Source organism: Bradyrhizobium sp. cf659, assembly GCF_900113725.1.
Taxonomy (GTDB): Bacteria; Pseudomonadota; Alphaproteobacteria; order Rhizobiales; family Xanthobacteraceae; genus Bradyrhizobium.
In genome coordinates, this window is sequence record NZ_FOQJ01000001.1 from 35,398 (window position 1) to 48,089 (window position 12,692).

The window sequence follows — 12,692 nt, forward strand, 5'->3', positions numbered from 1 at the left end:
CTAATGGAACGACGTTCGGAGCGTGGCGCAGCCCGGTTAGCGCACTAGTCTGGGAGACTAGGGGTCGGAGGTTCAAATCCTCTCGCTCCGACCATTTTTAACAACAAGATCAATAGGATAGCGGAGGAGGCGGCATTGGTGCGTTCACGGCTCCAGTCCATGTAGGCACCTTGTCAGCACCTTTCCCGAATTATCGATATGCCCGGTGAACTTGAAGCGATCGTGGTTGCGCTCAATGCGCCGCGGCTCCGGTCCGATGTGTCGGGATTTTCCCAGTTGGCACAACTGCACAGCCGCATTGAGAAGCTCGCGGACAAGGAAATCCGCGTCGACATGTCCGGCGTCGAATGGATGGACGGCCACCTTGCGTCGGCTTTTTTAATTCTAGCCCGCCGGGCAAGCATATTCGGCAACGTTGTCCGCTGCATGAACACTCGACCCGCGGTAAAGAACGTCTTGCAGCGCAATGGACTGTTTCGAAATCGTATCGAGGATCGCACCAAGACAACTATGCCGGTCCGACAGTTTGCGCTCGACGCGGCTGTAGAGTTCTCCCAATACGCCCGCCAGCACTTAGGGCGACGTGAGCTGCCTCAGATGAGCCCAGCTCTTGAAAACAAATTTTACGAGGGTATCGACGAGTTGTTTGCAAATTCGGCACTGCACTCGAAAGCGCCTATCCCGGTGGTGGTTTGCGGGCAGTTCTATCCTCGGACCAAACTTTTGGACTTTTGTATAGTGGACGGAGGACGCACCATTCCCGGGTCCCTGCGCGAAGCTGGTATAGTGCGGTCGTCCGACGCCGCTGCCATCGATTGGGCAATGGCTCCCGGAAATACTACGCGACGCGGTGACATCCCGGGTGGCCTCGGCTCAAAGGTGCTCAGGGACTTCATCGGAGTAAACGGTGGAAAGATCACCATTGTATCAGGCGCGGGACTTTGGATGCAGACCGGAAAAGGCGTCACCCAGGGCAGACTTACCCACCCCTTTCCCGGAACGAGCGTGGTTCTAGAGATTAATACGTCTGACAAGAACCTGTATGATCTCGTTGGCGGACCCAAGGCGGAAGAAATTTGGTAATGGCGCTTAAGACTATTCAAATAGCGAAAACCGTTGGCGGCGGCATTTGTGTTGCTGCATCGGACGGAAACAAGGTGCACGACGAAATTTTGGCCGCCTTGAGGTCTGGCGACCGCGTCGCGCTCTCGTTTCAAAACGTTTCTCGAATGACGACCGCATTTCTAAATGCTGCGGTCGGTCAGCTGTACGGGGAATTCACAGAGGATCAGCTAAAGGCGATGCTGGCCCCGCCGGTCCATGCCGAGCCTTGGCACCTCAGCCGTCTGAAATTGGTGGTCGAACGAGCGAAAGTATTTTTCCGCGATCCCGAAACAGCTCGATCAGCATTCCTCAAGGCGACCGGACTAGATGAAGAAGAATAACATCATCGCCGCCTCAGCGGTGGAGCTGGCTGGCCAGCGTGTACTGTTCGACGCTAACGTCTGGATTTTGGTGAATGGATTTTATCCGGAAGCAGCGAAGAGGCGGGCCGATGCTTATAGCGCAGCATATAAGCAGCTGCTGGACGCAGATAATACAATCATCGTGAACGACTACGTTATCGGTGAAGTTTTCAACCGATGCTGCAAAATGGAGTATGACGTAGCAAAGCAGGCTGATCCTTCGATCCCTTACTTCAAGAAGTATCGAGCTTCAGATGATTTTAGGTCCACGCTCGAAAGTGTGAGAGATACCTGTCTAAATATAGTGAGCGATTGCGAGTTTGTGCCTGTCGGCGGTGGACATTATCAAATCGCAGACATCGTGAACGCTTGCTTCGATCGATGCGCGGACTTCTCGGATCGTGTTTTGATCGCATTTTGCGCCGTCGAACAACTTTACGTTATGACGGACGACTTCGATTACGTGAATTCCGGTTTGAAGATAATCACTGCAAACAATCGAATGCTAACTTAGTCCGTGCCTGACCGATCGCCTCGGGGAGAACGCTATTTGACGCTCGATCCGGCCAAACTCACTTCAGCAGCTCTTCCCATGCGCTCCCCTCATACGCGACCAACTGGAAGTCTCGCCCTCGGCCGCCGCAGCTCGATCGAGGACCTGCGTCCCAATCCGAAATCTTGAGAATTCGTTTCGGTGCGCCGACCCAACAGTATCGCTAGATTGCCCCTCTCCAACCGCACGGGTTGCTACTACCAGATGTAGCACGATAAGGTGGGATCCAGCAGGGGACAGACTAATTGACACCGGACCAGTTCATAGGGAAGTGGCGAAACGCCGAACTCACTGAGCGCGCCGCCGCGCAGTCTCACTTTATCGATCTGTGCCGCCTTCTCGGCGAGCCGACGCCCAGCGACGTAGATCCGAAGGGCGAGTGGTATGCATTCGAGAGAGGTGCAACGAAAACGACCGGTGGCGAGGGATGGGCAGACGTTTGGAAGCGCGCGCATTTCGGTTGGGAGTACAAGGGCAAGCGCAAGGACCTAAACGCCGCTTTCGCGCAGCTGCAGCAGTACGCGCTCGCGTTGGAGAACCCACCGCTGCTCGTTGTCTCCGATATGAACCAGTTCCGTGTCTATACGAACTGGACCAACACGGTGTCTCAAACGCATGAGTTCGCCCTTGAAGACCTTCGTGATGCGAAGGTCCGCGAGAAGCTCAAATGGGTTTTCACCGATCCCGAGCAGCTCAAGCCGGGTAAGACCCGGCAAACGCTGACGGAGGAAGCGGCCGCGGAATTCGCGAAGCTCGCACAGCGGCTTCGCGACCGTGGCCACAACGCGGAGGTGGTAGCCCATTTCATCAACCGCCTCGTGTTCTGCATGTTCGCCGAGGACGTCGATCTTCTTCCAAACGGCATGTTCAAGCGGATGCTCGAACACGCTGCAACCTCACCGGATCGCTTTCAGGAACTGGCAAGCGACTTGTTTCGGGCAATGAAGTCGGGCGGTCGGGTCGGCTTCGAGCAAGTGGCTTGGTTTAACGGTGGTCTGTTCAATGATGATCTCGCATTGCCGCTTGATGCGGACGACCTCAAGATCGCGCTCAGTGCTGCGAGATTGGATTGGGCGGAGATCGATCCTTCCATCCTCGGTACCCTCTTTGAGCGCGGGCTAGATCCGGACAAGCGGTCGCAGTTGGGGGCACACTATACCGATCGCGAAAAGATCATGATGATCGTCACCCCTGTCATCGTGGAGCCGTGGCTCGCTCATTGGGAGGCAGCAAAAGCAAAAATCGTCGGGGCGATCGAAAAATCACATTCTGCGAAATCCGCTAGTGCGCGGACCAAAGCTCATGACCAGGCAGTAGCTGACTATCGTCTCTTTCTGAACGAGCTTCGCGCATTTCGAGTTCTTGACCCTGCATGCGGTTCGGGCAACTTCCTGTATCTCGCACTTCTTGCGCTCAAGGACATCGAACATCGCGTTAGCATCGAAGCGGAGGCGATCGGTTTGCAGCGTGAGTTCTCGCAGGTCGGTCCCGCCGCAGTTAAAGGGGTTGAGATCAATCCGTACGCTGCGGAGCTGGCGCGCGTGTCGGTGTGGATCGGTGAAATCCAGTGGATGCGTCGGAACGGGTTCGGCGTGTCTGATCGCCCGATCTTGAAGCCTCTCGACACGATTGAATGCCGGGATGCAATATTGACGGACAGCAATGGAGATGCGGCCTGGCCCAAGGCTGATGTTGTGGTTGGAAATCCCCCATTCTTAGGTGGCAAACTTCTTAGAACCGTGCTTGGCGGCAAATACGTCGAACCTCTTTTCGCTGCTTACGAGGGGCGCGTTCCGGCCGAAGCAGATTTGGTTGCTTACTGGGTCGCCAAGGCTTGGGAGCTTGTCCAGCGTGGCGATCTGAAGCGTGCAGGGTTGGTCACGACGAATTCCATGCGTGGGGGCGCCAATCGACGGGTTTTAGAACCGATCGCTGGAAAGGGGCTTATTTTTGAGGCTTGGGACGATGAAGCGTGGGTAGTTGACGGGGCGGCCGTGCGCGTCTCTATCATTTGCTTCGGCTCTCTGAGCGATCGCGCACTAGTAAGGCTCAATGGCAAGGAGGTTCCTCAGGTCAACTCGGATCTAACCGGTACGTCTCTAGACCTGACGAAAGCAAAACGGCTTCCCGAGAACCGCAATGTTGCCTTTATGGGTGACACCAAGGGGGGTGCATTCGATGTCGAAGGCAGCCTCGCGCGCCAATGGTTAAAGCTGCCCGCAAACCCGAACGGGCGCTCGAATGCAGACGTGCTTCGACCGTGGATGAACGGCATGGATGTGACGCGCCGCTCGTCCGGTAAGTGGATAATCGATTTCGGATGGACGATGTCCGAGACCGATGCTGCATTGTTTGAGGCACCTTTCGGCCATGTGCTAGCTAACGTGAAGCCGGAACGAGAAAAGAATAATCGAGAAGCTTACCGCAAAAACTGGTGGCGGCATGTGGAGCCGCGGCCTGGGATGTGGAAGGCCCTGCAGAACCTTTCGCGATTTATCGTAACTCCCGAGGTAGCAAAACATCGCATTTTTGCTTGGTTATCGTCGCCAGTGGTTCCAGATCACAAGCTGCAGGTCATTGCTCGTGATGATGATGTCACCATGGGGGTTCTCCAAAGCCGCTTTCATCAAGCATGGGCCACCGCTGTTGGATCCTGGCACGGCGTCGGCAATGATCCCCGCTATACAATCGGAACTTGCTTCGAGACCTATCCGTTTCCGGTTGGGCTGACGCCCAATATTCCGGCCGCGAGCTACTCCAATGACCATCGAGCAGGCGCGATTGCGAAGGCCGCCAAGCGGTTGAACGAATTGCGCGAGATTTGGCTGAACCCTCCCGACATGGTCCGTCGCGAGCCGGAGGTTGTTCCAGGGTTTCCAGATCGTGTTCTTCCCCTCAACGAGGATGCGGCGAAGATTGTCAGGAAGCGCACCCTCACCAACCTCTACAACGATCGTCCTACATGGCTTTCGAATGCACACGCCGAACTCGATGCTGCAGTCGCCGCCGCCTACGGCTGGCCTGCTGACATTTCAGAAGAGGAGGCGCTCGAACGCCTCTTCGAGCTTAACAAACAGCGCGCGTGAGCTGAAGCAACACCGGACACTAAGGCGAGAGCGAAGAAGTGGGGCAGGGGTTCGTCTACATTCTAATTTCACCGAATAGCGATTTCATAAAGATCGGTCGCACTGAGCGGCCGATCGGCGAAAGGCTTCGCGGGATAAACGGTGGCGAGGCGTACGCTCCTCACGGTCCATGGGAGTTGTCGGACTTCGTCCACGTGACTGACTGTGCAATAGTCGAGATGGCGGCTCATCGTCATTTTCGTGATCGGAACGTGAAGGTGGAGGGGACCCAAGAGCTGTTCAGCGTGCCCGCGCGCGAGGCGAGAGAGCACCTGCGTTCGATTAGCGGACCGCTCCGCGTCGATCACATTAGAACGGACCAACTCTTCGGCAATCCTGACGTTCGTTTGTTTCTTTTTCGCTTGTTTCAGCTCTCGGGGTTGTACGGCAATCTCGACATCCAGGGTGCGTGGACACTTAGTGTTCTCCCGCAAACGAACGGAGGGCGTTGGTTTACCCTTAACATAGGGCCCCACGAAGTTGCATTTAGCACGCGAACGCAAGTAGACGGAAAATTCTCGCACTACCTTGTGCTCGACCGCCTAATCTTGGAGTACCCAAAAACGATCATGTGGCTTGGCCAATGTGGTGGGGATGTTCTAGACGCTGATTATAAGGCCGCTGAACGGGCCGTGAGCGTAAGCTTCGACGAAGATTTCCCAACAGCCGAACGTTTCTTTGCTCGCGAAGGAGTTCGCCGCGCCATGGTCGCCTACTGGGCCGACGCTCTAGCCGATCTGCGCGAGAGGAACGCAAAGAGCGTCTATGCGCGATACCATTCTTACGATGCGGTGTCGCAGTTGCTAGAATATAAGCGAGCCAGAGACAACGTCGTGGTAGGTCCCGGCGGGCGATGAGGAGATTCTTCGAAGAAGCAAGCGTCGGACATTGGTGCGCCGCGTGTGGAGCGTTAATCGTGCTGTTTTTGGGGGCGGTCCGAACGACAGCCGCCGGCGAGCATTCAGCCGAGACGCCCGAATGCAAGGAGATAGCGGCCCGGATCCTTGAGCGGACGAATACACATTTCGATCACTTCTCTCCTTCCGGCGGCAGTGTCTTCTTCAAACGACCCGATATGGTCCTGATCTGCGACCCCAAGTTCGTGACCTATGTTTCCGTGAACTGGGATGCGAGCGGCTTCCCTCCAAACAAATGGTTCGGGCTCGTCGCGAAGGCGGGAAATGCGGTTACTGGCGCTGACGTTAGGACATTGGAGGCTGCTGCGCATCGATGTCACCGCATCGCGCTCCGAGACAAGACTGAATTAGCGCGTGCTGAGCTTCAAGGTGCCGCGGTCGAATGCCAGGCGTTCACCCGCGATGGAGGTGGTGTAGTCATCGATGTTGCGATACCTCACCTAAAAAGGTGAGGCTAACGCCGCTTCCGGCACTGGCACAATCGAAACTCGTCGTTCAATGGGTGTTGAACTCGTCTAGGGCCAGTCCGAGTTCAAGGTGTGCATATAGCTCGAGCAAATATTGGGCAATCGGATCCGCAATTTCTACAAATCGAACATCCATCAATTTTACCAGCTCGATTTGACGAACGAACTCAGCTTCGAACGCAGCTTCCTTTACGAGTTCAGCCCGTGAGCCGACCGTAACGTAGGTGGCAGCGACGTTCCTCTCCCGACGTGTGCGCTTAAAGGCGAACGATGCGGAAAAGGGGCTCTTTGTGACATGTCCTCGCAAGCGCCCGCCCAAGTTACGGGTTCGACCGACGTGCACCGGTACGGCGTTCTCGAAGAACGCGTAGACGCCAGACTTGCCTCTTTGGGCCGCTATTCCCTTGCTCCGGAACGGCTCCGAGGTCATCAGCCTGTGGAATAATTCGGGAGTTGCCGCTGTTGCATTGCGGAACGTCTCGTTCAATGATTGCTCCTCATGTTGCCTGGATCACAGAACGTATTTGTAGCGACTTGCTGCCTTTCATAGGAAGCCCAAGACGAGGTATTTACGCCGGCGGCCGAGCACAATGAGGGCCGCATTGGTGTTGCGAAACGGTGCCTCGACGCGCGGAGAATTGGGCCCGGCCTTTCACCGGCCCGCTATCCATTGGCCGACATTGCGACCAAAACTGTTGCCCGCAACGGTGGAATGGCGTTGGTGCGCTCTTCCAATTGGTTCGATAAGGTATCCGCCGCTGCTTCGGTGCTACCGCGGGCCGAACGAAAGATTTCAGTGCTTATGGGATAAACAGGCGCGATGACGGAACAGCCAACATGGAGAGGCCCGCAGCTGCCCGCGGCTCCGCTCAATCTTACAATTGCTGAGGCGGCGAGCCGCCAGATCGACGCCGCTATTGACGCTTTGCAGCGTGGCGACTTCGACGTCGCCCTGACGCTCGCCGGCGCCGCGGAGGGCATGATCAAGCGCGACGGCCCGCACATGTTCGCGTGGCTGAGGGATCACCCGAAAGCCGCGGAGCACTTTCAGAGCAAGAAGAAATGGATCGACGTTCTCAATCGTGAATACTACTGGCTGAAACATAGCGGCGAAGAGACGATGGAGATCGATTGTGCAACGGCCGTCTTCATGATCGCGCGCGCGATGACGAAGTTGGACGCTTGGACGCCGAAGATGGACGCGTTCAAGCCATGGCTTCTCGAAAACTTGGACAACGTTTAGGAGATCGGAGGAATGAGCCGGCTTCAAAAGTTTGAAGAGCGCGGCGCTTTCGGTGAGGGACCGGGCCGCATCGCCTACGCGCTCGATCCTGCCCAGCTTCCGTCCGCGACCGCCGGCTTCGAGTGGCGTGCAGTAGCTGGCTTCAAGCCAGGTGACGCAATCCTCAATGACAAGCATCTCAAACCGGTATTCGAAGAGGCTCTCAAAGAAGGATTTGCAATCGTCTCGCGCGGAGACTGACAGAGCGCGTGACCATCTGCCTCAACGAATATCAGCGTCAATTTCTGCGGCTCTTCACCAGCCGCGGCGTGCGCTTTCTGATCATTGGCGGGCAAGGGCGCGCTGCTCACTACGGCGCATCCACAAAAGATCTCGACCTGTGGGTCGATATCTCGCACTTGAACCGTCCGGTGCTTGATCTTGCGCTTGTCGCGTGGGCGACAGAGCACCCTTCGCACTCGGCCTCGAGCTTCGCCCTTCCGCTTCCATTGCGTCCTGCTGTCCAGATCAAGTTTCCGGACGCGGCCGCTTGGTATCTTGGAGACGACGGCGAACCGCGAGAGATCACCCCCGACGAAGGAATTGACATACTCACGTCGATCGGCTCCGCCGATTTTGCTGAGTTCTATGACAGGGCCGAGTGGTTTCACGCGGCTGGACTTCAGCTCCCGGTTCCTTCGGCAGACGATTTAGCCGTTGTGAGCCCTCGGAAGCGATGAAGGGAAGAAGCAGGGTGATACGAACCGACGAAAAGAGTCTGCCCTTTGAGTGCACGGCAGCTGTAATTCGCTTGCGAAAAGCTCGACTGGCTCGCGTGTCTACGATGCACGAAGATCAGAACACATTGGCAAGCTGGTTGAGCAATTCTTCCCACTCGTCGGGCTCGTAGGCGACCAGCTTGACGTCGCCCGCCTTCGACCATCGAATTTCGAGGACCCTGCGGCCGAGATGCCTGATTTGTAGTCGCGAGAACTCATCGAGCCGCGTCGGTCTAAATGGGATGAGGAGCGAACCGGACAGCCCTCGCTGCGCGAATTCGCGAAGCTGCTTCTGCTCGCCTTCCACGGTTACGTTGCCGACGAGCTCCTCGAACCTCAGCACATCGAACGCCAGCCGCGCGAGCTCTTTCGCTCGCTTCAATCTGGCTTGGCGCTCGGTCGCTCTCATTTGATGGCCCTCTCTCATTTGATGGCTCTCTCGGGCGAGAAGCGGCGGCGCTGCGCCGCCGCTCCGGTTCGCTTGATCTCCTTTTCGTCTCTCGTCTCAGTTCGAGCCGTACTTCCGCTTGAGCTGTCCGTCACCGGCTGGAACGACAAACTTCCACGCATGCGGGAGATCGGCGCTGCGCTCATCTAGGAAGATGAGCACTTGCCTGAGCAGCTTCATCACGCGCCGTTCTGACGCCAGTCGGATTTGAGGTGCATCGCCGCCCCGAACAACAACGTCCATCTCGGACAGAGCGCACTCGATTTGAAACCTCACTCCCGTGATGCTTTGCGGCCGAAGATGATCGGCGCAGAGCGCCAAGTAGACGAGCTTGTCTTGGATCGCGTCTTGCCGCGTGGAGCAGTGCCCACGGTCGAGGTCGAACCACTGCTTCGCGAGCAACTCATACTTTTGAGCGAGGGTAAGCACCGGACAGTTCTCTTGCATATCGTTTCTCCTCTCGCGCTGGTGCGCTGTTGATCACGAGAAGAAAGTTAAAGGCGGGAATGTAGTGCCCCAATAGAAAAGCCCGCTACAAGTTGTAGTATTTTGCGCGACACTTTGTAGAGGCGCACGGATCGTAACTTCCTACTACACATCGTAGCAGGGTCGGCTCCGGCGCGGCCGGCGATTGTTAGTGTCGCTATTTTGGAGAAAGCGGATGACGAAGGGACAATTCGAGGACATTGAGACGACGCACGGCCACGAGGAAAAACTGCGCGAGGAGAGCATGGCCTTGGTGCGCGCTGCCCCAGAAATGGCCCGACGACTGGAAATGATACAAAAGCTCATGTCGTTGATTTTTGTCTACACGATCGACCACAAATCTCAGTCCGAAGACGAAAATACAATGCAGATGCTGGGCGTGCGGCTATTCAATGCGGCCTCATCCGGTATCAAGCTTGCTCTCTCCGGCTACTACCAGACGGCGTTTCATCAGGCGCGTGACATCCTAGAGGTCGGCTACCTCATGGACTATTTCCGCACGTCACCGGCCCAGAGGAGCGTGTGGATGAAAGCAGACAGGAAAGAGCGTAGGGAGAAATTCGATCCTGTGAAAATCAGGATTGCTCTCGATGCGCGAGACGGCGACACGACGAAGAAGCGAGCGGAGGAGTACAACAAGCTGTCTGAATTGGCGTCTCACGCAAATTACGGCGGCTTTCGATTAACGAGCCGAGGCCAATTCGCGGAACTTGGACCGTTCGTCGATGGAAAGTTTCTGATCGCGTGGTTGGAGGAAATGGTGCTGCGGCTCGGTCCTACGGCCGTTATGTATGCCAACCAATTCCCCAATGCAGATCCGCAGCTCGTGCATTTCTTCCAGGAAGTAGGGACAGAGCTTGTGGAGGGCTACATGCGCAAGCGTCCCTCAGAGGGCGCCTAGAGAGCGGCAATTCCGTCTTCCGCTTTGTGGCGCTTAGCCGCGCGTCGCGCCCGCAGCCTGCTCCGAACTGGACACAGTAAGGTTTGCAGCCAGACCGCAGAGGTGGAACAGCTCTTGCGACGCCCCACGCAATGACAGCGCGCCTTTCCACTTCACGAAGGGAAGCGGCCGCGAGTTCGCCAACACGAAGGCCCAATGGTTCGGCGTGTACCACTTGCTCGGGTGCGGCCGGACGCAATCAACGATCTCGACCATGCCGATGACGCCGCCGCGCGGCTGCTCGCCCGTGAGCCGCACGCCAAATCGCCTCTCGATCTCGGCTGTGGTGATGTCGTCCGGACGCTGGGATGAGTGGATGAGCACAAGACCACGGTAAGCAGTCGCCCAAGTTCTGTTCTCGACGTCTTTGCGCTCAAATGCTCCGGTAAGGATGTTCTTGCCCCCGGCGACGATCAAGGAAGCCCAAGGTTGTCTGATGCTGATAATCCTCATTACGAGAGACTATCGGCTGGCACGGCAAATCCAAGTGAAAAGCCGCCTCACGAACGACGAAACCTGCTATTTTTGCGTGCATCATCATCGAAGCAATCGCGTTGCTCAGGATAAATTGGGGACCTGTCAGAAGGGCTCATTGTTGTCGGGCTCCCAACTATCCGCTTCATCTGCAGGTGCATAGTATTCCGAAGCGTCATACGAAGAGGTTTGCACGTAGGTATCGCCGAGGCCCGCAGCTAGAAGCTGAGAAAGTCCGGCGATCTTCATGCCGCAAGCAACGCACTCGAACCGATTTGGAAGGTGCCGTTGCCTCTCCGTTATTAGATCGTTCTCAATTGTCTTCTGCGGAGGCGAGATTGAGCTTCCGACGACGATGGCAACGGATTTGCAAGCTGGGCAAGTTACGCGATGGCCTATGCGGGGGCTCGCCCAGTAGCTCGCAAGACTTACCAACTTCGCGCGTTCGTCGTCGCTCTTGGCTTTCCAAGCCTCTGAATGAGCGTGGATGATGCCTTGAACAGCTTTCGCGGCCTCATCGGCATAAGCGAGAATAAGTGCTTCGGCGACTTTCGCCTCCGCCTCTCCAAATACAAAGGCGAGATCTCGTTCCACCGACTCCAGCAGGACCTTTGCTGTCTTGTAAAAGCGTGCGAGCCAAGGCGCGTGGCTCTGACCATCGAATGCGACCTCGCCAGAGTGCAGCTCCGCATTTCTCAGCGAAGTATGCGCCTTGCAGAAGCCAGCGAGCTCGCCATCGAAGCTCCCATCGAGGGCGCTCAGGCGGGTGATCACCTCGCTAGTCGGGATCGATTTCGGAGTGAACTTCTTCACTTTTGGTTGGTACCCAAGCGCACTCGCGAGGTTATTCCAGTCAGCTTTGTCTGCCAAAAATGCAGGGCTATAGTCGGCTAGGGCTCCCCGGAGGAGATACTCAAGCACCAGGCTTGACCAGAGCGCGAAATGCCAGTCATTCCGATCCGCCTTAAGCATCGTTTCGGCATATCTCTGCGCCTTAGCCAGCAACTGGTTTGGCGACCAAATGTCTGAGGCAAGCGGAGCCTCTTTGGGTTCGTCTTTCAATGTAGACTCCTCAGGTATGCACGTTCGATCAGCCGATCGCCACAATGCCGCGGCACAACTGATCTCGCGTGAAGCATCCGCCAATTGTCGATGATGAGCGTGTCGCCTGGCGCTGATAGCGGACAAAGGATTTCTCTCTGCTCGCGGATCACGGCCTTCATTTTCGTAAAGCCCTCGACCCCGACGTCGGACGCGGGAACGATATAAGTTTCATCCCATCGAAGGCGCGCAGGCGCGGAGTTACGTGAGGGGAGATAGAGGGGCATCAAATGAAGGCGACCTGCTAATGGCCGGCGCGCACGGACCAGCGATCGTGACAACAAGTTTGCGCCGCATTGCTCTATGAGACGATTACCATCGAAGAGAATAGTAGGAACCTCGTCGTAGCCTCTAAGGCAGCGTAACCAGAGATATCGGGGCGGCTCAGGCCAATGCGCTAGGTCAGTGTGGGCCGGGAAGGCCGCAAGACCATATCGTCCGCTGTAGGTATTGGGGGTACCCTCGGCGCTGGGCTGGATGGTGTGAATACGTGAAGCTGCCTCAAATCTAAGCGCTCTATGCTCGCTCAAAGCTTGGTCTGTGGATAGCTCAGGCATCCAATTTTGCAAGAAGACGAAGCCAGACCGGCTGATGCGGTCTGGAACATCGAGCCATTCTCCAACGTCAGCCATATTGCCGTCGCACCTCCCACAGCCCGCGGGAAGAACATCAACTTTACATCTTAAGAGCAACCGATTTGAATGTTGCGGCGCG

At 56.5% G+C, this 12,692-nt stretch carries 15 protein-coding genes and 1 tRNA gene; 11 read left to right on the forward strand and 5 right to left on the reverse strand.

Annotation, left to right across the window (positions count from 1 at the left end):
* Positions 1 to 16 precede the first annotated feature (16 nt).
* The 7 genes from BM118_RS00195 to BM118_RS39845 all read left to right on the forward strand — a co-directional run bounded on the left by BM118_RS00195 (position 17) and on the right by BM118_RS39845 (position 6,513).
* Positions 17 to 94: transfer RNA gene (locus BM118_RS00195), tRNA-Pro, on the forward strand.
* A 104-nt stretch (positions 95 to 198) separates the two neighbouring features.
* The gene (locus BM118_RS00200) at positions 199 to 1,083 is read left to right on the forward strand and encodes an STAS domain-containing protein (RefSeq protein ID WP_092180635.1); all 885 of its coding nucleotides are present in this window, start codon (positions 199 to 201) and stop codon (positions 1,081 to 1,083) included.
* On the forward strand, positions 1,083 to 1,445 hold the full coding sequence (locus BM118_RS00205; protein WP_092180638.1) for an STAS-like domain-containing protein: 363 nt from the start codon (positions 1,083 to 1,085) through the stop codon (positions 1,443 to 1,445). Before BM118_RS00200 ends, BM118_RS00205 begins: the two co-directional genes overlap by 1 nt.
* The gene (locus BM118_RS00210) at positions 1,432 to 1,980 is read left to right on the forward strand and encodes a hypothetical protein (protein ID WP_092180641.1); all 549 of its coding nucleotides are present in this window, start codon (positions 1,432 to 1,434) and stop codon (positions 1,978 to 1,980) included. The genes BM118_RS00205 and BM118_RS00210 overlap by 14 nt, the downstream gene beginning before the upstream one ends.
* 284 nt (positions 1,981 to 2,264) lie before the next feature.
* A complete protein-coding gene (locus tag BM118_RS00215) occupies positions 2,265 to 5,105 on the forward strand; it encodes a class I SAM-dependent DNA methyltransferase (protein WP_092180644.1) in 2,841 nt (946 codons plus the stop codon).
* 38 nt (positions 5,106 to 5,143) lie between these two features.
* A complete protein-coding gene (locus tag BM118_RS00220; RefSeq protein WP_092180647.1) occupies positions 5,144 to 6,001 on the forward strand; it encodes a GIY-YIG nuclease family protein in 858 nt (285 codons plus the stop codon).
* Positions 6,002 to 6,060: 59 nt separating this feature from the next.
* Positions 6,061 to 6,513 carry a hypothetical protein gene (locus BM118_RS39845; protein WP_143099384.1) on the forward strand — a complete coding sequence of 151 codons (453 nt, stop codon included), beginning with the start codon at positions 6,061 to 6,063 and terminating at the stop codon, positions 6,511 to 6,513.
* 43 nt (positions 6,514 to 6,556) lie between these two features.
* Here BM118_RS39845 and BM118_RS39850 read toward each other — a convergent pair whose 3' ends face one another.
* On the reverse strand, positions 6,557 to 7,015 hold the full coding sequence (locus BM118_RS39850; protein WP_143099385.1) for a GIY-YIG nuclease family protein: 459 nt from the start codon (positions 7,013 to 7,015) through the stop codon (positions 6,557 to 6,559).
* A 333-nt stretch (positions 7,016 to 7,348) separates the two neighbouring features.
* Between BM118_RS39850 and BM118_RS00225 the strand changes: the two genes are divergently transcribed.
* Genes BM118_RS00225 through BM118_RS00235 form a run of 3 tightly spaced genes read left to right on the forward strand, consistent with a single transcriptional unit; the run spans position 7,349 to position 8,490 of the window.
* Positions 7,349 to 7,771, forward strand: coding sequence for a hypothetical protein (locus BM118_RS00225; RefSeq protein WP_143099386.1), 423 nt, complete (start codon positions 7,349 to 7,351; stop codon positions 7,769 to 7,771).
* A gap of 12 nt (positions 7,772 to 7,783) precedes the next feature.
* The gene (locus BM118_RS00230) at positions 7,784 to 8,011 is read left to right on the forward strand and encodes a hypothetical protein (RefSeq protein WP_092180653.1); all 228 of its coding nucleotides are present in this window, start codon (positions 7,784 to 7,786) and stop codon (positions 8,009 to 8,011) included.
* 8 nt (positions 8,012 to 8,019) lie between these two features.
* Positions 8,020 to 8,490 carry a hypothetical protein gene (locus BM118_RS00235; RefSeq protein WP_092180657.1) on the forward strand — a complete coding sequence of 157 codons (471 nt, stop codon included), beginning with the start codon at positions 8,020 to 8,022 and terminating at the stop codon, positions 8,488 to 8,490.
* 115 nt (positions 8,491 to 8,605) lie between these two features.
* On the opposite strand, the gene BM118_RS00240 is transcribed toward BM118_RS00235, so the two are convergent.
* Positions 8,606 to 8,911, reverse strand: coding sequence for a hypothetical protein (locus BM118_RS00240; protein ID WP_210189026.1), 306 nt, complete (start codon positions 8,909 to 8,911; stop codon positions 8,606 to 8,608).
* A 123-nt stretch (positions 8,912 to 9,034) separates the two neighbouring features.
* Positions 9,035 to 9,424: a hypothetical protein gene (locus BM118_RS00245; RefSeq protein WP_092180662.1), complete on the reverse strand. Its 390-nt coding sequence runs from the start codon at positions 9,422 to 9,424 to the stop codon at positions 9,035 to 9,037.
* A 214-nt stretch (positions 9,425 to 9,638) separates the two neighbouring features.
* Here BM118_RS00245 and BM118_RS00250 point away from each other — a divergent pair, with 214 nt between their 5' ends.
* Positions 9,639 to 10,364, forward strand: coding sequence for a hypothetical protein (locus tag BM118_RS00250; protein ID WP_092180665.1), 726 nt, complete (start codon positions 9,639 to 9,641; stop codon positions 10,362 to 10,364).
* Between the two features lie 33 nt (positions 10,365 to 10,397).
* Here the strand turns inward: BM118_RS00250 and BM118_RS00255 are convergent, their stop codons facing one another.
* Positions 10,398 to 10,856: an ASCH domain-containing protein gene (locus BM118_RS00255; protein ID WP_143099388.1), complete on the reverse strand. Its 459-nt coding sequence runs from the start codon at positions 10,854 to 10,856 to the stop codon at positions 10,398 to 10,400.
* A 126-nt stretch (positions 10,857 to 10,982) separates the two neighbouring features.
* The gene (locus BM118_RS00260) at positions 10,983 to 11,939 is read right to left on the reverse strand and encodes a hypothetical protein (RefSeq protein ID WP_244550023.1); all 957 of its coding nucleotides are present in this window, start codon (positions 11,937 to 11,939) and stop codon (positions 10,983 to 10,985) included.
* Between the last annotated feature and the right edge of the window lie 753 nt (positions 11,940 to 12,692).